Annotated in this window: 24 protein-coding genes; 14 read left to right on the top strand and 10 right to left on the bottom strand. The window is 35.0% G+C overall.

The annotated features are described in order from the left end of the window. Positions 1-50 precede the first annotated feature (50 nt). Complete coding sequence (locus H0X48_00405; GenBank protein MBA3953768.1) at positions 51-1,199, bottom strand: hypothetical protein; 1,149 nt, start codon at positions 1,197-1,199, stop codon at positions 51-53. Between the two features lie 160 nt (positions 1,200-1,359). Here H0X48_00405 and H0X48_00410 point away from each other — a divergent pair, with 160 nt between their 5' ends. The 3 genes from H0X48_00410 (at position 1,360) to dacB (ending at position 5,741) form a co-directional block, all read left to right on the top strand. After that, entirely contained in the window at positions 1,360-2,907 is a 1,548-nt protein-coding gene (locus H0X48_00410) for a hypothetical protein (GenBank protein ID MBA3953769.1), read from the top strand. 127 nt (positions 2,908-3,034) lie between these two features. Next, entirely contained in the window at positions 3,035-4,276 is a 1,242-nt protein-coding gene (locus tag H0X48_00415) for a C40 family peptidase (GenBank protein MBA3953770.1), read from the top strand. A gap of 1 nt (position 4,277) precedes the next feature. After that, complete coding sequence (gene dacB / locus H0X48_00420) at positions 4,278-5,741, top strand: D-alanyl-D-alanine carboxypeptidase/D-alanyl-D-alanine-endopeptidase (protein MBA3953771.1); 1,464 nt, start codon at positions 4,278-4,280, stop codon at positions 5,739-5,741. A gap of 18 nt (positions 5,742-5,759) precedes the next feature. Here dacB and H0X48_00425 read toward each other — a convergent pair whose 3' ends face one another. Both H0X48_00425 and H0X48_00430 read right to left on the bottom strand, forming a co-directional pair. Then, complete coding sequence (locus tag H0X48_00425; protein ID MBA3953772.1) at positions 5,760-6,173, bottom strand: PIN domain-containing protein; 414 nt, start codon at positions 6,171-6,173, stop codon at positions 5,760-5,762. Then, on the bottom strand, positions 6,163-6,369 hold the full coding sequence (locus H0X48_00430; GenBank protein MBA3953773.1) for a hypothetical protein: 207 nt from the start codon (positions 6,367-6,369) through the stop codon (positions 6,163-6,165). The genes H0X48_00425 and H0X48_00430 overlap by 11 nt, the downstream gene beginning before the upstream one ends. A 189-nt stretch (positions 6,370-6,558) precedes the next feature. On the opposite strand from H0X48_00430, the gene H0X48_00435 reads away from it, so the two are divergent. After that, positions 6,559-7,893: a pyridoxal-phosphate dependent enzyme gene (locus H0X48_00435; protein ID MBA3953774.1), complete on the top strand. Its 1,335-nt coding sequence runs from the start codon at positions 6,559-6,561 to the stop codon at positions 7,891-7,893. 62 nt (positions 7,894-7,955) lie between these two features. Here the strand turns inward: H0X48_00435 and H0X48_00440 are convergent, their stop codons facing one another. The 4 genes from H0X48_00440 to H0X48_00455 all read right to left on the bottom strand — a co-directional run bounded on the left by H0X48_00440 (position 7,956) and on the right by H0X48_00455 (position 11,728). Next, a complete protein-coding gene (locus H0X48_00440) occupies positions 7,956-8,801 on the bottom strand; it encodes an SDR family NAD(P)-dependent oxidoreductase (GenBank protein MBA3953775.1) in 846 nt (281 codons plus the stop codon). An 80-nt stretch (positions 8,802-8,881) separates the two neighbouring features. Further along, positions 8,882-9,286, bottom strand: a complete 405-nt coding sequence (locus tag H0X48_00445) for a transposase (protein MBA3953776.1) — start codon at positions 9,284-9,286, stop codon at positions 8,882-8,884. 300 nt (positions 9,287-9,586) lie between these two features. After that, complete coding sequence (locus tag H0X48_00450; GenBank protein ID MBA3953777.1) at positions 9,587-10,501, bottom strand: ankyrin repeat domain-containing protein; 915 nt, start codon at positions 10,499-10,501, stop codon at positions 9,587-9,589. A gap of 123 nt (positions 10,502-10,624) precedes the next feature. After that, complete coding sequence (locus H0X48_00455; GenBank protein MBA3953778.1) at positions 10,625-11,728, bottom strand: hypothetical protein; 1,104 nt, start codon at positions 11,726-11,728, stop codon at positions 10,625-10,627. On the opposite strand from H0X48_00455, the gene H0X48_00460 reads away from it, so the two are divergent. Continuing rightward, entirely contained in the window at positions 11,727-12,005 is a 279-nt protein-coding gene (locus H0X48_00460) for a hypothetical protein (protein ID MBA3953779.1), read from the top strand. The two genes, H0X48_00455 and H0X48_00460, sit on opposite strands and share 2 nt — an antisense overlap. A gap of 366 nt (positions 12,006-12,371) precedes the next feature. Here H0X48_00460 and H0X48_00465 read toward each other — a convergent pair whose 3' ends face one another. Next, positions 12,372-12,956 carry a GNAT family N-acetyltransferase gene (locus tag H0X48_00465; GenBank protein ID MBA3953780.1) on the bottom strand — a complete coding sequence of 195 codons (585 nt, stop codon included), beginning with the start codon at positions 12,954-12,956 and terminating at the stop codon, positions 12,372-12,374. A gap of 167 nt (positions 12,957-13,123) precedes the next feature. Beyond that, positions 13,124-13,414, bottom strand: a complete 291-nt coding sequence (locus tag H0X48_00470) for a hypothetical protein (protein ID MBA3953781.1) — start codon at positions 13,412-13,414, stop codon at positions 13,124-13,126. 220 nt (positions 13,415-13,634) lie between these two features. On the opposite strand from H0X48_00470, the gene H0X48_00475 reads away from it, so the two are divergent. After that, complete coding sequence (locus H0X48_00475) at positions 13,635-14,033, top strand: nucleoside triphosphate pyrophosphohydrolase (GenBank protein MBA3953782.1); 399 nt, start codon at positions 13,635-13,637, stop codon at positions 14,031-14,033. A 93-nt stretch (positions 14,034-14,126) separates the two neighbouring features. Continuing rightward, complete coding sequence (locus tag H0X48_00480) at positions 14,127-14,648, top strand: GNAT family N-acetyltransferase (GenBank protein ID MBA3953783.1); 522 nt, start codon at positions 14,127-14,129, stop codon at positions 14,646-14,648. A 52-nt stretch (positions 14,649-14,700) separates the two neighbouring features. On the opposite strand, the gene H0X48_00485 is transcribed toward H0X48_00480, so the two are convergent. Beyond that, positions 14,701-15,627, bottom strand: coding sequence for a transporter (locus H0X48_00485; GenBank protein MBA3953784.1), 927 nt, complete (start codon positions 15,625-15,627; stop codon positions 14,701-14,703). 476 nt (positions 15,628-16,103) lie between these two features. On the opposite strand from H0X48_00485, the gene H0X48_00490 reads away from it, so the two are divergent. The 7 genes from H0X48_00490 (at position 16,104) to H0X48_00520 (ending at position 22,125) form a co-directional block, all read left to right on the top strand. Further along, positions 16,104-17,087 carry a hypothetical protein gene (locus tag H0X48_00490; protein MBA3953785.1) on the top strand — a complete coding sequence of 328 codons (984 nt, stop codon included), beginning with the start codon at positions 16,104-16,106 and terminating at the stop codon, positions 17,085-17,087. Beyond that, a complete protein-coding gene (locus H0X48_00495) occupies positions 17,087-17,830 on the top strand; it encodes a hypothetical protein (GenBank protein ID MBA3953786.1) in 744 nt (247 codons plus the stop codon). Before H0X48_00490 ends, H0X48_00495 begins: the two co-directional genes overlap by 1 nt. A 111-nt stretch (positions 17,831-17,941) precedes the next feature. Continuing rightward, complete coding sequence (gene rplI, locus H0X48_00500) at positions 17,942-18,403, top strand: 50S ribosomal protein L9 (protein MBA3953787.1); 462 nt, start codon at positions 17,942-17,944, stop codon at positions 18,401-18,403. Then, entirely contained in the window at positions 18,403-19,782 is a 1,380-nt protein-coding gene (gene dnaB, locus H0X48_00505; GenBank protein MBA3953788.1) for a replicative DNA helicase, read from the top strand. Before rplI ends, dnaB begins: the two co-directional genes overlap by 1 nt. Next, positions 19,782-20,261: a crossover junction endodeoxyribonuclease RuvC gene (locus H0X48_00510; GenBank protein ID MBA3953789.1), complete on the top strand. Its 480-nt coding sequence runs from the start codon at positions 19,782-19,784 to the stop codon at positions 20,259-20,261. The genes dnaB and H0X48_00510 overlap by 1 nt, the downstream gene beginning before the upstream one ends. Positions 20,262-20,338: 77 nt before the next feature. Continuing rightward, on the top strand, positions 20,339-20,779 hold the full coding sequence (locus H0X48_00515; protein MBA3953790.1) for a hypothetical protein: 441 nt from the start codon (positions 20,339-20,341) through the stop codon (positions 20,777-20,779). A 416-nt stretch (positions 20,780-21,195) separates the two neighbouring features. Then, positions 21,196-22,125 carry an ankyrin repeat domain-containing protein gene (locus H0X48_00520; protein MBA3953791.1) on the top strand — a complete coding sequence of 310 codons (930 nt, stop codon included), beginning with the start codon at positions 21,196-21,198 and terminating at the stop codon, positions 22,123-22,125.

Below are 22,125 nucleotides of genomic sequence, written 5' to 3' on the forward strand. Positions count from 1 at the left end.
TTTTATAGGTACTAAGTCTAGGTTAGCAACGGAGAGCGTCTAAACTGCTACTATTTTATGGGAGCATACACCTGTTGAGCTACTAAAGCGGCAATGTTTTTATAAAAAGGAGCTTCTTCAGAGGTTAGTCTAGCTTCAAGTTGCTCAATACCTAGTGGTCTAAAGCGATCGTACAATGTGCTAAAGAGTATATTTTTAGTATCGTTAGACAAATTGTAATGAGCAATCGAATAACCTGCATGCTCAGTTAAAAGAGTGGTAAGCAGTTGTGAGTTATAAGAATTCAAGCATATAAGTAAGGGCATTTTAGAAGCACGAGTTATAATTTTAGCAGCAAGTGTATACAGCTTGAGAGGAGCAAAAGATTGTTCAAGAGCCATTTTTAATGTTATATAACGCTCATCTAGTTTATAATTATATTGTAAAGAAAGTAGAAACTTCCCATAGTCATCAAGTGTTGTAAGTACTTGTTTAAAATCTTCACTTGTACTTATAGCTTGTATTTTATCATCTAAAACATCAAGCGCATCTAAAGCAGAAGGATAGAGCTCTGTAGCTCGCTCTTTTAGGTGCTGAATGTATCCCTTAAGGGCAATAAAGCTTATCGGGGTAGTAGAGTGACATGCAAGATCCTGCAAAAGTATAGATTTAACGTGCCTAAAAGAAGTTGAAATGCCTTTTGTAGCACAAGTAAACAAAGTTTTTGTGTTAGTAGGTAAATCGGTAAGTGCATCAGTAAACTTTTTATATTCTAGATTAAAAGCTTGTTCTAAATCTGCTATTGTCCACATATAAGATGATGCTGGTATACCAATAAGAGGGTTTTCTGGTACAGAGCCTTGTGTCCATGCAAGCATACTATATAAAGCACTATAGAGCGGATTTAAACTTATAAGAGTCGTATAACACCGTTGATCTTGTGCATTGCTGTTTATGTTATCTAAAAAATCTATTTTATCACAAGAGTTATAGGTACATACATGTAAAAGTACCGGTTTTATAGTTTTAAAAAACAGATTTAATTGCTCTAGTTGTTCTTCCTTATGATCCTGTAGTTGACCTTCTGTGGGAGAAAGTAACCAGAGTACCTGGCCACTGGTCGAAGTAAGTTCCGTTATACGAGTAATCGTACCACTAAGAGCATAGGGAAAAATTATTAATATTGACAAGATGAGCATAGCTGTTTTTTGATTGTACATATATTCTTTCTTTTTTAGAAAATGGATAACTTAAAAAGTATATACCACAATAGAGCGCCACACAAAAGGCTAAGGCGAGCCTTCTTGACTTTTAGCTCATTATAAATTACAATTAGTAGTATATATATTTTATTAAATTAAATTATTATCAGGAGTTCGTATGAAGTGTGTGAAAATAATAGTATTAATGAGTATTCTCTGTACGGGCTTTTTTGGACTTATAAGTATGAGTCCTAACTCAAATCCAAGCGCGCAAAGTTTAGAGGCTGATGCTTTAGCAAAACAAGAAGAAGCTAATTTAAGTGAAAGCGTCATAGAAATCTCAAAAAATAAAGATCATTTTGATTCCTATGCCTCTGCTCAGTTAACACCGGATAAATTTGATAGCGTTCCTAATGTTCCCGGCTGGTATACACCAAAAGGACATTTGAGCTCTATTTTTGAAGATTTAACTTATTACACTAATAATGCAGAGGTTTATTCAGGTATACGAGCAGGCTATTTTTATGCTCCTGAGTCTAGTAATCCTCGAGCAAAGCCTATTGTTATAGTTGTTGTACATGGTACGGGATTTAGTGCTTTTGGTATTAAAACTGGTGGAGCGGCAACAGTAGATTATTTTGATCCAACAACAGAATCATTTAAAGGCATTTTAAACTTTGCTCGATCTGAAGCTGATAAAGCACAAGCCCCAGTACAAGTAGTGTCATTTCAATGGAGCGGTGCAAATACCACTTCAAAACGTATTGATCCAGGTGCGGTACTCGCTAATGTATTGAAGCGGTATGCTAACTTTAAGATACTAACTATTTCGCATAGTCATGGTGGCAATATTGTTAATATTGCTTCAAATCAACCTAATGTGCCTCTTATAGACACTATGATTCAAGTAGCTACTCCTGTTCGTGATATTAAAGCTGAAGGTGGTATATATGTACCTAAAAACTTTAATACATTGTTCCAATTCTGGTCAAGTAACGATTTTGTTGTACTTGCTGGAGCTGTAAGCTCTTGGGCAGATTTTTATGCAGGTGAAATATTTAAAAGAAGTACCCGTAAATATATACCTCTTATTAACCCTAATAATCCTTTATATAGACAAGGAGCATACAATCCTTTTGTAACATTTCCTCAAGGAATGGTTTATAATATTCGGTCTCAGGTTAATGGTGCTTTTGTAGGCCATTCATGGATTGATGAGTTAACACCAGTGCTTATCCCTACATTGCAGGAGATACGCCAAAATTATAAGGCCAATACAGACCTTGAACTTGACGTTGAAACTAAGAGCCACGAGGTTATTGTAGCAATACGTCACGCCTTACAAGAGACAGTCTACTACAAAGACTTCTTGAAACCTTTAAGTGATATAGATCCTATATTTAAAACTGTACTTGATAATCAAGAACGGCAAGAAAAACAGTACAGCGATCTACAAAAAGCACGTTATTTTGCGTTACATAAAATTGATATGAACCTTGTAGACCCTAAACTAAGAGCTGCAGTACGTAAATTAGAATCTGCAGTGCAAACGGCGGCTTCATATGTACCTAATATTCCTTTAAGTGGTATTCTTTCTTCTGCAAAACAAGCTGCAGGGTCATATTTGCCAACAATATCTTATCGCAATATATGGGGCAATAGAGGGTATGCTCAACCTCAACAACCTCAAAGTAACAGTAATAGTAATAGCAATTCAAATAGTTAGAAATTAACAAGTATCTTTAGTGTCAACATAGTATGGTTCTAAAGATACTTGTTTGAAATAGCAGACATTGTCGAGTATACTCATCTAAAAGTAAAAAAAAATTATTTCTTATCTTAAAGGGTTGTTTATGTCATTGTTTTTTTCAAAAAAAGTATTTTTTATAGTTAGTCTTTATATTCCTCTACTGCATTGTGCTTACAGTCAAGAAGTATTTCTTGGCAATAAAGCGGTCGTTACGGTGCCAGTAGCTGATACAGCGACTAAATCTTTAGCATTTTTAACCCATGGTAAATCTTTAGAACAGGTGTATACTACTTTGCCTTGCTCTCCGGCGACTGGGCCTTCTTCATGTGCTCGTGCACACCAATTTTTATTTAATGAAATTGTAGCAGTAACACAAGAGGCTGGTGATGAAGTTGAATGTAAGGTGAATAATGTGTTTTATGAAGATCCATTAAATATACCGATTTCATCATTTTGGACACTTAAAAAATATATTGCGCTTCTTAAAAATACTAAAAATACAGCAGTGCCTGAGCCTTATGCTTTAGATTGCAAGCAGGTACTGGATGCTCCAAATGTTCTTACGCTTACTTTGCCTTGGCATGACCAAGTAACAGAAAAAACCTATTCTGTTGGAACTCGTTTTGTGCGCGTTAAAGAAAGGGATACTGCTCATGAGTATGGCGTTAAACTTAACGCAGTACTTACTGATGGCAATCTAGAAGCTATAGTATCTATGGTGCCTAAAGATTCTGCTATAATTGTGCATGGCTTAACTTTTCAAGAACGTCAAAAAGTATTTGTTTCTGTTCTTAAAAAATGGGTGTCTTCTCTTGCTGTTATAGCTTACGTATGGGGCGGTGGTAGTTGCATTAAAACATATAAAGATGCAGATTTTTCTTTGGCTTCAGAAAAGCGAGGAGATGATGATCTTACCTATTGGACACGTCCTAATGATGGGATACCTCACTCTGGTTTTGATTGTTCAGGCTTAGTGCTACGTGCTGCGCAAATAGCAGGATTACCCTACTTTTTTAAAAATACTGCTACACTAGCTCATAATATAGGTGAATTAAAAAGCACCGAAGAGCTTGAAGAAGGTGACCTTGTTTTTTATCAAGGACACGTAATGATTGTAAGTGATCTTGCAAATAATGAAATAATTGAAGCAATAGGTTACAGCTCAGGGTATGGCAAAGTCCATGCACTTACATTAGCTAAAGCTTTTGAGGGTATTACTACCTATGCTGACTTAACAGCTGCCTACTTTGCTAAGCGGCCACTTAAACGTCTTAAGCGTGATGGTACTATTGCTCGAGAACTTCCAACTTTTAAATTATTAAAATTACAAAATATAGGTCTGTAATATGAAAAGCTCTAACTTATTTAATAACATTTTAGCTCGTACTGTTTTTATCAGTTTTTTACTTAGTGCTTTTAGCTTAAATAGTGTTAGCCCAGAGCAAAAAACATATATTAAACAAAGTATAAAAAGTTTAATTAACAACGTAGATCCAAATGCTCATATAGGAGTAGAAATTGTTTCTTTAAGGGACCATGAATGCATCTACCAAAAAAATAGAGATCAACTGTTTATACCTGCAAGTGTACTAAAACTTTTTACTGCTACAGCTGCGCTTACTTATTTAGGTAAAGATTATAGATTTATTACTCAAATTTTATCAGATGCACCAGTGACTGATGGTATAGTACATGGTTCTCTTTACATTAAAGGATCGGGTGATCCTTCACTTGAAACTAAAGACATTGTACAGTTAGTAAGTAATCTTAAAGAATTAGGTATTAATGAAATTCATGGAGATATTGTAGTTGATACCTCTGAATTTGATACAATGCATTTTGGCCCAGGCTGGATGTGGGATGAAGGAGCTGCCAGTTTTAACGCTCCTATTGATGCTTTAACGGTAAATCATAACTGTGTAAAAGTTACAGTAAGTCCAAGCCACTTAGGAGCTGCTCCACTGGTAGTTTTAACTCCGTCAACTAATTATATGGGTATAGACAATCAAGCGCTAACGAGTGAGATTGATGGGTCGCCAGCTTTACGTATTGCAAGGCGCTGGTTAGCTAGGGAAAATGTTATAGATATTACTGGATCTGTGGAGTTAGAATCTGTTCCTAAACAAGGTGAGTATACTGTTGAGAAACCAGCTTTGTATGCAGCAACATTATTTAAAGAGTTACTGGCACAAGCAAGTATTGTTTTTAGAGGCACTATACTAAAAGATAGGCCAGTGGCAAAAAATGCTCATATTTTAGCTTCTCATGCATCAGAGCCATTAGAAAATCTTTTAAAGACAATGCTTAAAAACTCGGATAATCTTTACGCTGAGTGTTTGTTTAAAAAGTTAGGAAAAATTGCAACAGAGGAACGTGGCAGTTGGCAGACAGGAAAAAAAGCTTTACAGGGTTTTTTTGAAAACGTACTTGGTATAACTACTGACCGTTATGTAGTAGTTGATGGTAGTGGTTTTTCACGTTATAATTTGATCTCGCCTCATCAACTGGTAATGCTTTTAGACTATATTGCTAAAGATGCTTTGCTTTTAGGGCAACTTACACCTTTATTGCCTTTAGCAGGTGTTGATGGAACGTTAAAAGATAGGCTTAAAGAAGGTCCAGCTTGTCGCAATGTGCAAGCTAAAACTGGCACTATGACTGGTGTTTCCGCTCTTGCTGGTTTCATGTGTACTAAAAGTCGTGAACCTTTAGCTTTTGCTGTAATGATAAATGGTGTTACCAAACCTGTAAGAGAGTATAAGCTTCTTTTAGAGGATCAAATTTGTACACTGCTGGCAGATTTAGAATAGTTTTATATAATGTGTTGTTTATAGTTTAAAGGGATTTGTGACTTTTAAATTAGCTTCAATTACTTGATTGGCATGCATGTCTTCGGTGTACAAAATAGTGCATTTATTTTCCAATGCTGAAGCGACCATAAGGCTATCAAAATAAGAATAGTGATATTTATGAGCAATAAATAGTGCATGTTCAATGGTAGCAAATGTTACTAAAGCAATATCAAAATGATCAGCGAATTCTTTTATAGCGTGACTAATACTTTCAAAGGTAATTGTTTTTTTCTTTCTCATGACATTGATAAATTCATTGATTACCTGAGTGCTAATGACAAATTGCAAGTCTGTATTAATTAATGTTTCAATTGTTTTTCTTTTGGCTATTTCATCAATTGAATAAAGGTAAATTAATACGTTAGTATCAATAAAACATTTAACGCTCATTGGCTTCATCTCTAGTAAAATGAAGATTTTTTGTCTCTATTGCTAGTGCAGAAAATGTTTTATTTTTAGATTGTTTGGGTTGTTCATTTTCAATAAGGATAATAACACGAACTTTGCCTAATAAGCTCTTAACATACTTTTTAGGAACTTTAATAGTTCCGTCTTCTGCTTTTGTAATAAATTCTATTGCTTGCATATTAATTGCTCCTGTTTAATAGAAAAATGTTTAAATTAAGTCTAAGCTATAAATAATTATTACTCAAGGATCATGCATAAGAATCTGTGTGAATTTTATATGATCAGCTATTTATGCATGTTTCCAAACAAGTAGTTGTTAAATATGTTAAGTTAAAATTAATACAAGTACTAGTATCAAGGAAATGTAATGAAATTATTTTGTTATAAAACAGCCTGTCTTTGGCTCAGTATTTTTAGCTGTTTAATTATTAGATTGTCGGCTATGAGCTATGAGCAACAATTAATCAAAGAAGTAAGCAATTATAGGAATTTTTCAAGTGCAATTAGCCAAGATTTATACTCACTTGCAGCGGTGCAAGATGAGCCTCTATGGACTTTGGCTGAAGAAAAATCACCACCTTTGTTTAATGAGTTTCTTGCATTAAAAAATACTATTGGCTTTGTTTCTTTGGGTGACTTTCCTACTCCCATTACTCAGACCCCTCACTTAGCAGCTATTGTAGGTGCTAAAAGTATGTATGTTAAGCGTGACGATCTAAGTGGCAAAAAAACAGGTGAAAATAGTCGGCTCTTTGGTGGCAATAAAGTACGTAAACTTGAATTTTTACTTGCTGATGCTCTAAAGCATAATGCCCAAACAATAATTACGTTTGGCTGTGCTGGCTCTAATCATGCACTTGCTACAAGTACCTATGCTCATGAGCTTGGTCTTAAGAGTATTTCTTTGCTAAGACCGCAACCAAACTCACATATAGTTCGCCGTAATTTGTTATTAGGCTTAAGTAATGGCACTACACTTAGATTGTCTCCCACTGCAGAATTACACAAAAGCGTAATCATTGCTGAACTGGTTAATCATAAACAACTCTATGGCAGCTTTCCGTATGTTATTCCTGTAGGTGGCTCATGCCCTTTAGGTATACTAGGGTTTATCAATGCTGCTTTTGAGTTAAAAGAACAAATAGCTCGTGGCCTTATGCCTGAACCTGATAGAATCTATGTACCTGTTGGCAGTTGTGGCACTTTTGTGGGATTACTTTTAGGTGTTAAAGCGGCTAAGCTTAAAAGTCGGGTAATTGGTGTAACAGTAGAACCCGAAGAGCAAGAACATGAGTTTTTAGAAAAAGTGCTTAAATTATTTAAAGAGACAAACAATTTACTTTATGCTAACGATCACACTTTTACTCGATTTAATCTTGCTGCTAGTGATATAGAACTTTTTTATAAAGCTTGTGGGCAAGAGTATGCTCTCTTTACTCAAGAGGCTGTCGATGCTATAAAACTAGTAAATAAAACAGAAAATATACAGCTTGATGGTGTCTATACAGGTAAGGCCTTTGCGGGAATGCTCGAGCATATTCAAGAGAATCCTGTTGCTCAAGAAGTTGTACTCTTTTGGAACACCTTTTGTGCAGATTCGTTTGAGTCTCAAGTTGTTAGTCAAGACTACCGAAAATTACCTAAAGCTTTTCATCACTATTTTGAAACCGAAGTGCAAGCTTTAGATAACTCTCTTGAATAAAACTGAACGCACTCAAAATGAGCTGTAGGTTGAGCGATAGTGTTATTTGACTTGCTTGGTAACTACAGCCAAGAAAGATAATTATTATAAATATAATCAGGTAAGTGTTTAAGCAAGAAAGAAACTATCCATACTTTGGAAGGCACATATATGACCTGCTTTTGTTTTTTAATTCCTTCAACGATGGTTTTACCTGCTTGCTCTACAGTAACCTCCCAATAAGCTGAAGGATCTTCGCCTAAACGGGAATGCTCAACCGCTACGTAGCCAGCCACTACGTCAGTTACTTTAACGGGTAGGTTGTTTTGCTTTAAATAATTACGTATACCTTCCATATAATATGAAGTACAGGCTTTTGCAGCTGAATATTCTGGGCTGTATGCCACACCTCGTTGTCCACTGGTTGATGAGATTCCCACTAAATGTCCAGAACCTTGTGCTTTAAAAAAATCTAGAGCAACATCTGCCATTGCTATAAAACCTTTTGCATCAACATCGAGAGTTCTTTCTTTTTCAGACCATGTTTTTTGTGGATTAAAGTCGGCTTCATTTTTTGCAGTTGCATTGCGGTTATCAAGGTAGGCACTAATGCTAATAACCATAAGGTCAAGGCCACCCATTTTCTCAATAAGTTCTTGTAGTTGTTGGCGTGCACTTGGGTGTGTCACATCAATTTGTTTGATAAATGTCGGTGTGGCGATTTCTTTCTGTAATGATTCGAGTAAAGATATCCTTCGGGCTACCAAACCTACGTTATAACCTTCTTTGCTTAAAAGCTTTGCTATCTCTCTTCCCATTCCCGAACTTGCGCCTATAACAATAGCTTTTTTTTCTGTAGGTAAACAATCAGTAATGACTGCTCTAAAAGAGCAAGCAACTATAAGCAGTAGTGAACGAAAAAGCTTCATGATTACCTCCTGTAATATAATAAAAATTGTCATATGTTTATAAAAAGGAATTACATAATATAGCATACTATTAATTAAAATTACAAATCAAGGTTATTAAGCCAGAAAATTTTGTGTTTGAGCATCTTAACGCCCATTTTAGATCTATCGGTTGAATTTTTACCGCTAAATTTAGCAAAAGGTGCCTTGGCGCTAGATGTATCAGTGATAAAGCACTTAGGTGAGTCGATGTGCTGTATGGCAGCATCTATTGATTTAAGCAAAACTTTATCAAATATCTTAAATTTTACCCATATTCTAAACCATCCATGAACCGTTGTTGGCTTGCCATAATAATCAGGTAAATTATGCCATTGGCAGCCAGTGGTCAATGTATAGAGAATTCCACTTACTACTAGTTTTTGATTTGTTGGCGGTCTACCAACCTTGGATTTTTTTTTAGGAAAAACGTTTTTGATTTCATTTCTTATATTTTCTGATATCATAAACATTAGAGCATCTGCTTTTTGTTTGATTCAACGGCTATTTTAGCCGATAAACAAAGAAGATGCTCTATTTATTTAATTTTCGTATAAGCTCTAAATATAATTTATATTGGAAAAAATGTTATGAATATGCGTCTTTTATTGTTATTTGCTCTATTTAAAGTATAAATGTTTAGCTGAGTGTTTATGGTATACACAAAGAACTATAGAAAACGGTTAGAGCAGAAGTTATACTAAAAGACAGTTGTGACACATATATCCTATTTTATGCATAACCCAGCTGTTTTAAGCTTAGTGCCATTATTTTCTAGGCTTATAACCTGCATAGTCAGCAATAACTCCCACTATTTCTTTAGGTAGTGGGGGATTGTTTGAAGCCACAGTCCCCGAAAGTGCTCCTAAAGCTGCTAGGCCTGCTCTTTGAAATTCTAAAGCCTTTTTGTTTATAAGCATTTCTATGGCTCTACGTGTTTTGCTATTAGTTATTCTTCGAGCAAGTTCTCGTAGATGATTTATATTTATTTTAATGTCTGGTAAAGCTAAAAGAGTTTCCAGTACTTGAGTATTTTTATTTATAATAGCCAAGTCAATAGGCTGTGGGCAATCGGAGCTTTCACTGGTAATAGTATTATATTCAGCTTGGTGGTCTAATAAATTTTTTATGATATCATACCTAGCGTCAAAACGAATAGCGTGTTGTAAAGCGGTGCAGCCCTCATCATCTTTTATATTAGGCTGAGCTCCGTTTTGTAAAAGAAGTGCTACAGATTTTAGAGAATTATTGTGAGCAGCTGATGCAAGAGGGGTAATGCCAAATTTATTTTGTTTATCGATAAGAGCATTATTTTCTAAAAGTAGCTTGACTATATCACTATCATCGTAACCAGCAGCTAGCAGTAAAGGTGTCGAGTTACCTTTGTTTTTATCTTCTGCATTACTATCAGCACCTTGGCTTAAAGCTTCTTTAACCTTATTGATATTCCCTGTTGAAGTGGCATCTAAAAGTTGTTGATCAAGCTTTATTTGTTTGCTTTGAATAATTTCTTTAATACCTTCAGGCAATAAGGCAATCTGGTCTTTAAACTTAGCTCTATTTTTTAGAATATAATCTACGCTTGTGCTTTTCAATGTGTTATTGTCACTATCCATTGCGTAGCTTGGCTTTGCTAGGCCTATCATTAGGACTATAAGAGGTATAGATGTTGTAAATTTCATTATTTTACTCCGTATTTTAGTATCTATTATTTATTTTTATAGTATATCAGAAATTAAATAATAACTAAATAGTTTCATAATTATTTTTTAGAGCACAGCAAAATTTAAGTAAATCAAAGTTAATTATTTGCCAGCATTTTTCATTTCTAGTAACAGAGCCATCATTGCTTGTAATTGTTTTTTTACATCACTTAGTTCTTCTTTAGTAGCTTTTGTCTCTTGAACAAGCTGTGCTATTTGATTATTTTGATTTTGCACAATAGCTAATAACTCAGATTCTTCATAGTGAGCTGCAAGAATTTGAGGTCTAGGTGTAATGTTTCTCATTCTGTATTTACCAATAAGTCCTTCTATATTGTTTATAACTCTCGTTACAGAGTTAAATTGAGGTTTGCAATCTCTTGTAGTAATAGCATTAAGTGCTTTTATAAGCTTGCTCGTTGTGTCTTTTATGTAAAAGGGCAAATAATTGCCTTGGCTATGTTCCGGGTTGTTCTTAAGTGAATACTGCTGAATATACTTAGTTATTGCAGCCATATTTTTAATATTGTGTAGATCTTCTTCGTCTTTTAATGCAGTAAGCTCTGGATAAAGAGCATGTTGCTGATTAGTGGTAAGATCATTATACATAAGCGTCAAAAGACCATCTACTATTTTAAAACAAACATCGAGTTGTTGTGCTGCTTTAAATATATCTGATGTTGCAGATCTTGATGCTATATGAGTCACTATTTGTTGGTTAAATTCTAATCGACGTGCTTGTTGATCTTCTTTTATTTTTTGTTGTATAAATGGCAGATACTCTTGTGATTGATCGGCCCCTTTTTGGGCATTATTTACAAATGTATTACGTTCTGCAGGATAAGGATCCATTGGTGGACAGTAGCTCGAAAATGCGCTAATACGAGACCGTATGTATGATGTTAGGCTTGATTCCCAACCGCAGTGTGGAGTACCCGGAGTTGAATAGGTATCACTTGATTTTGCATAGCGTCCGCCATACCATATATGCAGGATGTTTTCTGCAAGAGTATACAGAGTATCGAATGAACACTCTTTAGAAATATGTAAAATTTTTATTTTTTGATTGGTATCTTTAACAGTAAAATATGAGTGTATATGCATTGTTGTATCGGTGACACTATATTCATGAGATAGAGAGCCCAAGCCTTTATTTTCCGCTACAACATAAGCTGAATCAAACGGAAGATTTTGTTGCGGCATCATGAGTATTGCAACATTTTGTGAGCAAACACTCGAATTAATGGAAAGCAACCGCAACTATTCAAGTTTGGTGGATGTTAAAACTGATCTTATTAAAATGCAGGAACTTATTGAACAAACTATTGTTAAGCGATGCCAAGGATGCCAAATGGCAAAATCGGCCAAAGGCATCTCTATCTATTTCCCGCTGGATCATATTGAAGATTCCTACTGTACCAATGGTTTTTGCAATAATTCACCGTGGTTAGACTTTTTAAAAAAGTTATCACTCAATAGTTGATTTTAGGCTATAGTTTTTGCATCTATGCTGCTAAAAAACTATAGCCCGTAAATCAAAAAAGAAAATTTGTCCAGGTGTTTTTGTAAATTTACTTCTGCTGTTCCCAATTTTAGACTTACAGTAATTTCCAGATAAGCTTTAAACAATAAGTTTTTCCATTACTTATTGAGTTTATTGCTATTTAATTTTAGCAGTGCATCCCATACCAATCTAATTGCAGGTTCTTGCATGACAGCATGAGTTGATCCAAAAACAACAAATACATTTTTACCTTGAGATATATAATTTGTATACTGTCAACTATACATTGATCTCGCAATATACTTGCTTGTCTACATATTTTATTTAAAGTTTCATTAGCGAAATTTAGGTCGTTAACTGCTTTATATCATAACAAGCATAAATAACGGTATTGCGTATACCTTTATGATGGGGTTTCTGCTGGTGTTTGAGCAGAATCCCTTCTTGAATAAAGTTAAGTTTTTCTGCAATTCTCCTGCTGGGTATATTGTCTTCATCGCATCTAATTTCTATGCGTTGGGCATTAAGTTTTTTAAAAGCATAGGTTGCTACGGCATTTGTAGCTTCTGTTATAATACCTTTATTTGCATACGAAGAGTTAATCCAATAGCCTATTTCAAAGCGTGGGACTGTCCAATCTATAGTATGTAAACTCACTACACCAAGTATCTGCTTTTGCTCCAACAAATCAAAAATATAAAAAGTAAGTTCTTGACCAAGTAACCATTGGGCTTGAGCTTGAATACAAAAGAGTTCTGATTCTTCATGAGTTGGTTTGTGATCAGCCCAGGGCATATACTTAGTTAATTGATCAAAAGAGTTAATCACTGCAGCGTTCAGTAGTATGCCATCTCCGGTTTGAGGAGTGCGTAAAAATAAGCGAGCGGTAGTAATTTGTTTTGGTATATCTTGTAAGGATGGTATTGTCAATGTAAGTCCTAAAAAGCAGCAGCTAAGTGGAGCCCTATAAAGTTATAAAGAGGTTGGTTCAAATTTTTTTTGCATGGACCTAAAATCTTTCACAATTACAAACGTCGTCCCAATTTTGTAATAATTCTGAACTTATGCTATTAGAGAGTATGCTTTAGTATTACTGTTTAAAGTTCTCTATAAGCCCGTAGTAGCTGCTTTACTGCAAATATGCCCAATAATAAAATTAACAAGCCAATAAGAGCCATAGGGATAATGATGAGTAACTGGTTGGTCGTATTTCCTAGATTATTACTAGTGCTTATTTGTTCACTTGCATGACCAAAGCTTGTAGTAAGATTTGTGAAACTAAGAATGCCAATAAAATTAGTTATAATTCTAAGACCATATTCAAGGCATGTTATAAGCAATGCAGTGCTAAGAAAACCTCGAATAGCAGCTTTATAGTTTTCTGCCATTTTTTCTCCTGTATAGTAGGTTATATATTTTTAGTGTAGTGTGCTAGAAAAAAAGAATCAAGGATTTTTCTGTTTTGATAAGCATTTAACCAGCTCTGATTTTTCTTATCAGGTTGCTCAAAGACTATTTTTTAGTGAGCAATTTTAACTTGTTCAGGATGTGTTTTAGAGTATACTTATATACAGCTTTTTTTAATATATTAACAGGAGTGTCATAAAAATGCGTGTGTTTAAACAAAATAAGTTATGGCGTGATAAAGCAATAACACGATTAGAAGAATCAGGCTCAAAAATCCATACACTAGATCTTGCTGATCAAGAATATGATAAGCAATTGCGCTTAAAATTAGTAGAAGAAGCTGATGAGGTATTAAAAGCTCCATCAAAGTCGACGCTTATTGAGGAACTAGCTGACGTATTAGAAGTCATAAAAGCTCTTTGTAAAGCTCATGCTATTACTCTTGATACTGTTAGTGAAGCTCAAGAAAAAAAATATAGAGAGCGTGGCGGTTTTGAGTCTAAAAAGTTTGTGGTAAAAGCCGAGCATCCTGAAGGTAGTTTTGGCGAAAAATATTGCTTAGCAGATCCAGAAAAATATCCGGAAATAGAGCAGTATTAGTTTAATTACTCGCAACAAGCTCCAAAGCAAACAGCCTGGACTTTTTGATAAAGAGCTTATGCGTTGGCTTACTCAATAAAGAAAAGAGGAAGTATGAGTTCTGTTTTAGTAGTAGGATTCTTAGCTGAAGAACAGATTGATCTTGTTGCTCGTGCTTTTGTAACACCCTGGTTAGATTTTACTATGGTTAAAGAGCGATGGCAAAGATACTATTATGAGCAACAAAAGGGTAGTAGACGTATTTGTATTATAAGTAAGCAGGGTATACCTATCGGTTATGGAACTTTAGTATTCAAACCCCAGTATTTCTATTTTAAAGAAAATAATATTCCTGAAATTAATGATGTATGGGTAACGCCAGAAGAGCGATCGCAGGGTTTTGGTAAGCTTATTATAACCTATTTGGAGGAGCAGGCTAAAATTGCAGGCTATATCCGTATTGGGCTTGGTGTAGGCTTATATTCTTGTTACGGACCAGCCCAGCGTTTATACTATACATTAGGTTATCAACCTGATGGCAAAGGTATAACGTATAACTTTCTACCAGTTACACCTGGCGAAGCTTATTGCGTTGATGATGATTTGATTCTCTGGTTAACAAAAACTATTGAATAAAACTATAGTAGTATTACGTCACAGTGGGCTTTATAACTTAACATGCACTAGGTTAAAAATGCTTAACAAAGTCTAAAACGAAGCTTTTGCCCTGAGGTCGATTGCGTACTAACTTCTCCCAATATAAGTGAGCAAATAGTATGTTGTCCTGTGAGACAAAGTAGACAGCGCCAGGCCCAATTCCGAGTACACGTTCACAACTGTTAGGCATGATTTGTCCTTTAACCTTATTATTTTCTAGCTGTTGTAAGAAGTAGCCGTTAAGGCCAATAAAGAGCTTATTCTTAAGTAATCCATAAGCGGCAGCATAATTAAGATGTACAGCATCGCCCGGCTTGAGGCCTGTTTTGTGTGAAGTGCTTGACCATAAATAATACAAACGCCAAGAAAGTGCTACATGAGGCGTAGCAAAAAGTGTTGCTGCCCAATAAGGGTTAATAAACTTAAAGCTAGTGCTTGGGTTAATGGTTTGAAAAGGCTCTCTGTTTTTACCTGCAGGAAATGATGCTGCAAATTCTACTCTATGCACAAAAAAAGGGCGTCCGTGTATAAAGAGAGGTTCCCACTGTAAATAAAGACCTGTATTTATGTTGCCAAAGCCGGCACCGCTACTCGTAAGACCAAGCTGACTTTTGCTTATTTTGGATTGTAATACTAAGGGTATAGATACATCAATACCACCGTATGCTCCAAATAATACTTTTTTATGCGATTGGTAAGTGCCTTGTATTCCCGTAGATATAAGTGTAAAGCTTGGTGATTGTAACAATGGGCTTCCAAGTGGTTTTCCGAGATTATTAAGAAATCGTGTAGCATGATAATAGCGACCATACTGTAGCCAATACCAGCCCGGTGCTGATCTAATGGGACCACCATCAAGAAAGTTAGTTAATCCTAGATTAACTGCAGGTAAGCTATAACTATAAGCGTTTGGCAATCCAATAGTGATAAAATATAAAGAGATGCTACGAATATTCAAGAGAATTCCTTATACTATAAAAATTAGTATCGATAAAAATTAGTATCGATTAGATCATTTGGTTTTGACTCTATAAAATTTGCCTTTTATTAGCAAGCAAAGAGCACAGATATTATTTAAGCGCAGCAACTGGAACGTAAACTTGAGATAAAGTGTATGGTATACTTTAAACTACTTGTAATATAAGAGAATTTGTTTTAGGATTAGTAATAGTAGTTACTAACTGTAGTACTTAAAGGAACTTCTATGTATTTATTTACCCTATCTACTAAAGCTTACACATCTCTTAGTTCTTGCAGTCATTTTCCCTGGCGACCTGCATACTAACCATTCTTTTTTTATATTATTTTATCTTTTTTATTTTTATTTCATTTTTTATTGGTGGTGGCCTCCGGCCATATACAAGTTAATCGTATTTTTACAAGCTAATCGGCACTGTATTACCACTATAAAAATTAATTATAAGGATAAAAATCATGAAATTACTCTCTCATTTTATAATAACTCTATGCCTTCTAACAGCGTTCTCTCTTTATTCAGCACAAGTAACACTAGTCGATTATAATCAAAATGACTGCTTGCAGTATCATTTACCTACAAATCCTACTAGTATAGCAATTTTTGGGGCTACACCACGTTATTCATTTATGCTTAAATATCAGCAGACATTGTGTGAACATATACAAGGCTTAAATGGTATACGCGCAAAAAGCAGGCTTTTAAAAACTGTTAGCCGAAAAGTAAAACGTAGTTTTAAAGAGCTAGGGCTTAATATAGGTTATGAAAATATGTATACCTATTTTGCCACTATGCCCTTTGATCAGTTGGTTGATCTGTTTTTTAATTGCGCTATAGATACTGCTGCTATTGTTGAAAATGCTGCTACTCTGTTACAAAGTAGTACAGCTCCTTTGCTTCATATCCTCTTTCCTCATTATTTTGATGATTGTATATCTTTTTATAAAAACGGTCTTTTATCAGAGCAGCAGGTATATTATTTTTTGCTTAGAAGTGCTTATTTTTATAAAGATATTTATGAGAATTTACTAAAGAGTGTAACCTTAAATAGTACTTGTTGTGTGCAAAATATAACTATTGTTATACCGCCGCTTTCTTATTTTAAACAAGTGCTTGAGGTAGAATATAAGCCTGAGCTTAAAAATATTACTATTGCTTCGTTGCTTTACAACTTGCTTTTTGATACTTCTTTGTCTGCTCACCGTTATATTCTAGTTAATCCAATAGCTGAAGAAATACAACCTGTTGCTACAGAGCTCTATAAAAGAGGAGTGGAGGCCCCCTATGTGCAAGTGCAAGAGCTCAAATTATATAGACAAGGAAGCCGATCGAGAACTTTTACGCCTTATGTTTTACAACTACCTAAAGCACCTACGCAAATAAGAGAGTCCGTTCTTATTTGTCCGGATTTGTTGGATTATTTGCAAAGTAAGGTGTCTTAATGTATTATTTTAAGAATTTTCTTGTACTCAGCAGTATTTTGCTGCTGAGTATATATGTATTTAAATTTTCTTATAATACTCATACGGCTTTTAGTATTCAGCAAGCAACTTGTTTTATTCCTCAAGTGTCTACGCGCCGCTTAGGAATTATAGGATGTACCCCGCATCCTACATACTACCTAAAAAAGAATGGGTATATTCTCTCTTCTTTTAACAAGCTCGCTCTAAATGACTTTTTAGATAGAGAGTATCTTGCCGATTCTTATAGAGAGCTTTTTGTCTTATGTAAAAAGCACTGTATAGATGAATTGCTTATTGCTTATTTGCCGATTTATTTTGCAGATTTGGGGCTAACTTTTAAAGATAATACAAGTATGGTTGTGGAGCGTTTTTTTAAAATTATCATGCCTGAGCTACGTGTAATCATTGAACAGTCTTTGCAGTTGTCAGGTTATACGGGAAAAGTATCTTTAGTATTGCCAACATCTGATAAATTCGCTCAATTACCTTTAAGGCAAACAGTAGATATATCTATGCGTATTCGTTATTTGGTAAAGCATATGCCGCGTATACGCTTTTCCCCGAATTTACAAGAGATAGTTATTATTAATAACAAACAATCAACAGAAACTAATGAAAATGCTGAACTGATAAATCTGTTACTCTATGAATATGTGTTAGAAAGACCGCTTAACTATACAACTCTTTCATTATCTAAAACAATATTTCATAGCTATGTATAAGGGACGGCTGAATTATAAGATTTTTTGTTGTTGAACTTTGAGCTAAATCTAAATTTAGTCTATACTTAGATACCTGAACAGTAATTTAGATAGCATCAAAAGGAGAACCTCATGAAAGTATTTTTGCTCAAAGATGTTGAGAGAGTAGGAATTGCTGGAGAGATTATAAAAACCTCAGAAGGCTACGCTCGTAATTTTTTAATTCCTCAAAAGCTTGCTTTAGAAGTTACTCCTCAAAATGAGTCTTCTTTTGCTAATAAAGTTAAAACTATAGAACATCGCAAGGAAGTAGTTGAAAGTAAAACTTCAATGCTTGCAGAAAAAATAAAATCTATTGAACTTGTTCTTAAGCGCAAAATGCATGATGGTGACAAGCTCTATGGCTCTATTAGCGCAAGTGATATAGTAGATTTGTTGGCAGCTAAAGGAGTAAGTGTTTCTAAAAACCAAGTAGAATTTGGAAAAGCTATTAAAACCAAAGGTATCTACGAAGTGGTTATAAAACTCTCTTCTAAGTTGCAACCTACGTTAAAACTAAAAATTATGCCAGAAAGCCAAGGGCCACGAGCATAATGCTGCAAAGAAAAACGTATTACGATAAACAGTCACTTGTAGCAACCGAAAAGCTACTTGGTAGAAGCCTCCCCTTTAGTGTGGAGGCTGAACGCTCAGTTCTTGGATCGCTACTCTTATATAACGGTCAGTTAGATACAGTAAGCGAAATACTCGTGCCTGATGACTATTATATGCCTGCCCATAAAACTATTTATGAAGCCTTGTTGTCTATTGAATCTCGTAAACAACGCATAGATATTATTACGCTTCAAGATGAACTTGAAAAAACGGGCCATTTAGCCAGTATAGGCGGAGTAATGTATTTGCTTTCGTTACAAGAGGATATTCCCTCTGTAGGGCTTCTTGAGCAGCACGCACGTATTATAAAAGAAAAAGCTGTTCTACGAGAACTTATATCTTCAGCAACACAGATAATTACTAATTGCTACAGCCAAAATGAAAAAGAAATTGAAGCTGTACTGGATGAAGCTGAACGTATAATTTTTAAGATATCGCAAAAGCGGGCCCAGCAAAATTTTATACAATTAAGTATTTGGATAAAGCAAACCTTTCAGCATTTATCTGATATTAAGGGGCATGCTAAGGGTATTACAGGTATTCCAACAGGATATAAAAAGCTAGATGAGGCGACTTCTGGTTTTCAAAATAGTGATTTTATTGTTCTTGCTGCTCGTCCCTCGATGGGTAAAACAGCATTAGCACTGAGTTTAGCCCGTTATGCTGCTGTATCAGGTTTTACGGTGGGCTTTTTCTCTCTTGAGATGTCTGCAGAGCAGTTAACGCTCCGTTTAGTGTCAGCTGAATCGGGTGTGTCGCATGGTAAAATTCGTAATGGCAATGTGAGCTCAGAAGAATGGGAAACCCTTACTCAAGTTGCAGGAGAGCTTTCACAACTTAAATTATTTATTGATGACACTGCGACACAAACCATTGCTGATATTCGTGCTAAAGCTCGGAAGTTGAAAATGGAACACAACTTACAGTTTTTAGTTATTGATTATCTACAATTGCTGCATGGTACGCGTAAGTATGAAAATCGCCATCAGGAAGTATCAGAGATTTCACGTTCATTAAAAGCTTTGGCTAAAGAGCTTAATATACCTGTTGTAGCTTTATCGCAGCTTTCTCGTGCGGTTGATAGTAGAACAGATAAGCGTCCTATGCTCTCTGATTTACGTGAATCAGGTGCTATAGAACAAGATGCTGATGTTATTATGTTTTTATACCGAGATATTGTCTATAGACCGGACACGGAAAACCCTGCACTTGCTGAATTAATTATTGGCAAACAGCGTAATGGCCCTACGGGTATGGTACAACTTCATTTTCAAAATGATCTTACGTTATTTAGAGATGTTATAGAAGAGGGTGGTTAATGGTAGTATTAGGTATTGATCCTGGATTTACCTCTACTGGTTTTGGCATACTTAAAAAAGAAGGTGGCAAAGCCTTTTTACTTGACTATGGCTGTCTTAATTTACCAAGCTGTAAACCTCTTGATGCTCGGATAGCTCTTTTTTATGATTTTTTTGTACAAAAAATTGAAACATGGCAGGTTACTCATATCGCACTTGAAACTCCTTTTCTGGGTAAAAATGCCCAAACATTTCTTAAATTAGGATACCTGCGCGGTATTCTCTATCTACTTGCCTCAAAATACACTCTTTCTTTACATGAATTTGCTCCACGTGAAGTCAAACTTTCAGTTACTGGCTTTGGAGCAGCTCAAAAAGAGCAGGTCGCTCGTGTTATACTTCGTCTTTTTCCTACAATGAGTATGCCAAGCAAACTTGATGTAACTGATGCTCTAGCCGTTACATTATGTGGTGTTTGGAAAGCGTCTCTGCGAGCATAGTGTTGCATTTGGTTATGCGTTTTAGATACAGTTGCTTATACAAGCGGAGAGCTTTTTAGAAGGGGGAGTTTTATAAGATGAAGCATTTGTATAAAAGTTGTTTGTCTGAAGGTGCTCTTGTAGACCTTCAGGAGTCTTTTTTAGAACCGGGACTTCATGAGATACAAGTAAAGCATCATGACGCGGGCGTTGTTTTTATAACTAAGTTTTTACAAACACTTACACATTTTACTGGTAGTAATTGTGGAATATTATACGCGCGCACAAATACATCTTTTGGTTTAGTTACTCAGCCTAATCAGGGGCTTATTAAAAATATCTATGATGAGCTTGAACATTATACCCAGCAGACTGATGGTACTGAAGCGTATCTTCTTACCCATTTTTATTATGACCTATTAATTATTGAGCTCTCTCCTGTATTAGAACAGGTTAAGTGGTTTAAGAAGTTTATTCACTTATTGGTCTCTCTAAAATTTACCCAACAGATTCCTGTTTTGGTAATTTCTTATCTGTAGGCTAGAAAAAAAGGCATAAAAAAACCACCGTATTGACTAAAAGCCAATACGGTGGAAAAAAGGAGAGTAGTAATGAAGCCTAAGTTAATGTTAAGAATTTTGCCCTTAACTATTATTAATTATGGACTATATTTCAAAAATGTCAAATAGATTTAGAGCAATTACGTTGTAGATAAGCCATTTTTCTTATGTATGACTGATGATCTCATGTAATAGATAAGAAATTTTCTCTAAATTTAAAATACTTCTGACTTTAAGTGCGTTTTACATTTTTTACCTATAAAACCATACAATGCTTGGTGCTACAAGTTTTAAAAATAGTCTAAGCCGCTAGATTTATGGATTCTAATTATAAATATTGATCTATTATTGAAAATAATAAATAGATAATATACTATAATTAACAAAGGAGAGCTATGGCGCAAAGTCTCGTATTTTTAATTCTCATGATAGTGCAATTAAATGTATTAAATGGATTATATAGTGAGGAATTATTTCATGTAGCAGAGTCTGGTAATGTAGAAGAAGCTGAAAAGCTTATAGCTCAAGGAGCTTCTGTTAGTTATGTAAATAAACAGGGAGGAACGCCTCTAGGCAGAGCGGTATTTTATGAACATATACCGTTAGTAAAGTTATTGTTATCTAAAGGTGCGGGGTGTGGCTTCAGGTATGTAAATGATAGCCTAACACCGTTGCTTACAGCAATTACTCAGAAAAACAGTATACTTGTACAACTTCTTTTAGAGGCTGGTGCAGATCCTACAAGTCCACGTTATATACAGGGTAATGCACCATTGCATTGGGCAATACGCAGCAATTGTCCAGAATGTGTAAAATTATTGCTTCAAGCTGGCGCATGCCCTTTTGTTCAAAACAATGCCGGTGAAACTGCTTTAGATCAACTTAAAACTGTTATATATGAAGATAAGCAAGTGCTTAGTAAACTTTTAGAAGAGTATGTAATTACGATAGATGAGATAAAAGTTAAGCCTACAGAGGCACTTTTATATACGCTTATTGATAGAGGGTATCTAAAATTAGCATTACAGGTATTACAAAAACTAGCTCCTACGGTTAAGCTAGTAGAACGGTGTAATAAAATAGCTAAAAAAAGATATACAAAAACAAAAGAAAAAAGTTACCAGGTCTTAGGTAAGCATTTGCAACAGCACGCATTACGTTGTTTTTTAATATATATTTTGTCGCGGCTGAATTTTACAATAACCGAGCAAGTGTTAGGAAATAAGCGGGTTATGTTTCCTCTAAGCCCTAGCGAATCTCTAGGTGAGATTCCTAAAGAGATAGTACATATAATTGCTCAGTACGCTGTGCCTTTATCTTCTTAG

This window comes from Candidatus Dependentiae bacterium (assembly GCA_013821315.1).
Lineage (GTDB): Bacteria > Babelota > Babeliae > Babelales > Babelaceae > JACDHA01.

Bases quoted from the DNA above. Each gene is read 5' to 3' on its own strand.
- H0X48_00495 (MBA3953786.1), top strand. From the start codon at position 17,087: ATGTATTATTTTAAGAATTTTCTTGTACTCAGCAGTATTTTGCTGCTG.
- H0X48_00520 (MBA3953791.1), top strand. From the start codon at position 21,196: ATGGCGCAAAGTCTCGTATTTTTAATTCTCATGATAGTGCAATTAAAT.
- dnaB (MBA3953788.1), top strand. From the start codon at position 18,403: ATGCTGCAAAGAAAAACGTATTACGATAAACAGTCACTTGTAGCAACC.
- H0X48_00480 (MBA3953783.1), top strand. From the start codon at position 14,127: ATGAGTTCTGTTTTAGTAGTAGGATTCTTAGCTGAAGAACAGATTGAT.
- H0X48_00415 (MBA3953770.1), top strand. From the start codon at position 3,035: ATGTCATTGTTTTTTTCAAAAAAAGTATTTTTTATAGTTAGTCTTTAT.
- H0X48_00475 (MBA3953782.1), top strand. From the start codon at position 13,635: ATGCGTGTGTTTAAACAAAATAAGTTATGGCGTGATAAAGCAATAACA.
- H0X48_00515 (MBA3953790.1), top strand. From the start codon at position 20,339: ATGAAGCATTTGTATAAAAGTTGTTTGTCTGAAGGTGCTCTTGTAGAC.
- H0X48_00445 (MBA3953776.1), bottom strand. From the start codon at position 9,286: ATGATATCAGAAAATATAAGAAATGAAATCAAAAACGTTTTTCCTAAA.
- H0X48_00435 (MBA3953774.1), top strand. From the start codon at position 6,559: ATGAAATTATTTTGTTATAAAACAGCCTGTCTTTGGCTCAGTATTTTT.
- H0X48_00455 (MBA3953778.1), bottom strand. From the start codon at position 11,728: ATGATGCCGCAACAAAATCTTCCGTTTGATTCAGCTTATGTTGTAGCG.
- H0X48_00510 (MBA3953789.1), top strand. From the start codon at position 19,782: ATGGTAGTATTAGGTATTGATCCTGGATTTACCTCTACTGGTTTTGGC.
- H0X48_00460 (MBA3953779.1), top strand. From the start codon at position 11,727: ATGAGTATTGCAACATTTTGTGAGCAAACACTCGAATTAATGGAAAGC.
- H0X48_00490 (MBA3953785.1), top strand. From the start codon at position 16,104: ATGAAATTACTCTCTCATTTTATAATAACTCTATGCCTTCTAACAGCG.
- H0X48_00405 (MBA3953768.1), bottom strand. From the start codon at position 1,199: ATGTACAATCAAAAAACAGCTATGCTCATCTTGTCAATATTAATAATT.
- H0X48_00470 (MBA3953781.1), bottom strand. From the start codon at position 13,414: ATGGCAGAAAACTATAAAGCTGCTATTCGAGGTTTTCTTAGCACTGCA.
- dacB (MBA3953771.1), top strand. From the start codon at position 4,278: ATGAAAAGCTCTAACTTATTTAATAACATTTTAGCTCGTACTGTTTTT.
- H0X48_00430 (MBA3953773.1), bottom strand. From the start codon at position 6,369: ATGCAAGCAATAGAATTTATTACAAAAGCAGAAGACGGAACTATTAAA.
- rplI (MBA3953787.1), top strand. From the start codon at position 17,942: ATGAAAGTATTTTTGCTCAAAGATGTTGAGAGAGTAGGAATTGCTGGA.
- H0X48_00425 (MBA3953772.1), bottom strand. From the start codon at position 6,173: ATGAGCGTTAAATGTTTTATTGATACTAACGTATTAATTTACCTTTAT.
- H0X48_00440 (MBA3953775.1), bottom strand. From the start codon at position 8,801: ATGAAGCTTTTTCGTTCACTACTGCTTATAGTTGCTTGCTCTTTTAGA.
- H0X48_00410 (MBA3953769.1), top strand. From the start codon at position 1,360: ATGAAGTGTGTGAAAATAATAGTATTAATGAGTATTCTCTGTACGGGC.
- H0X48_00450 (MBA3953777.1), bottom strand. From the start codon at position 10,501: ATGAAATTTACAACATCTATACCTCTTATAGTCCTAATGATAGGCCTA.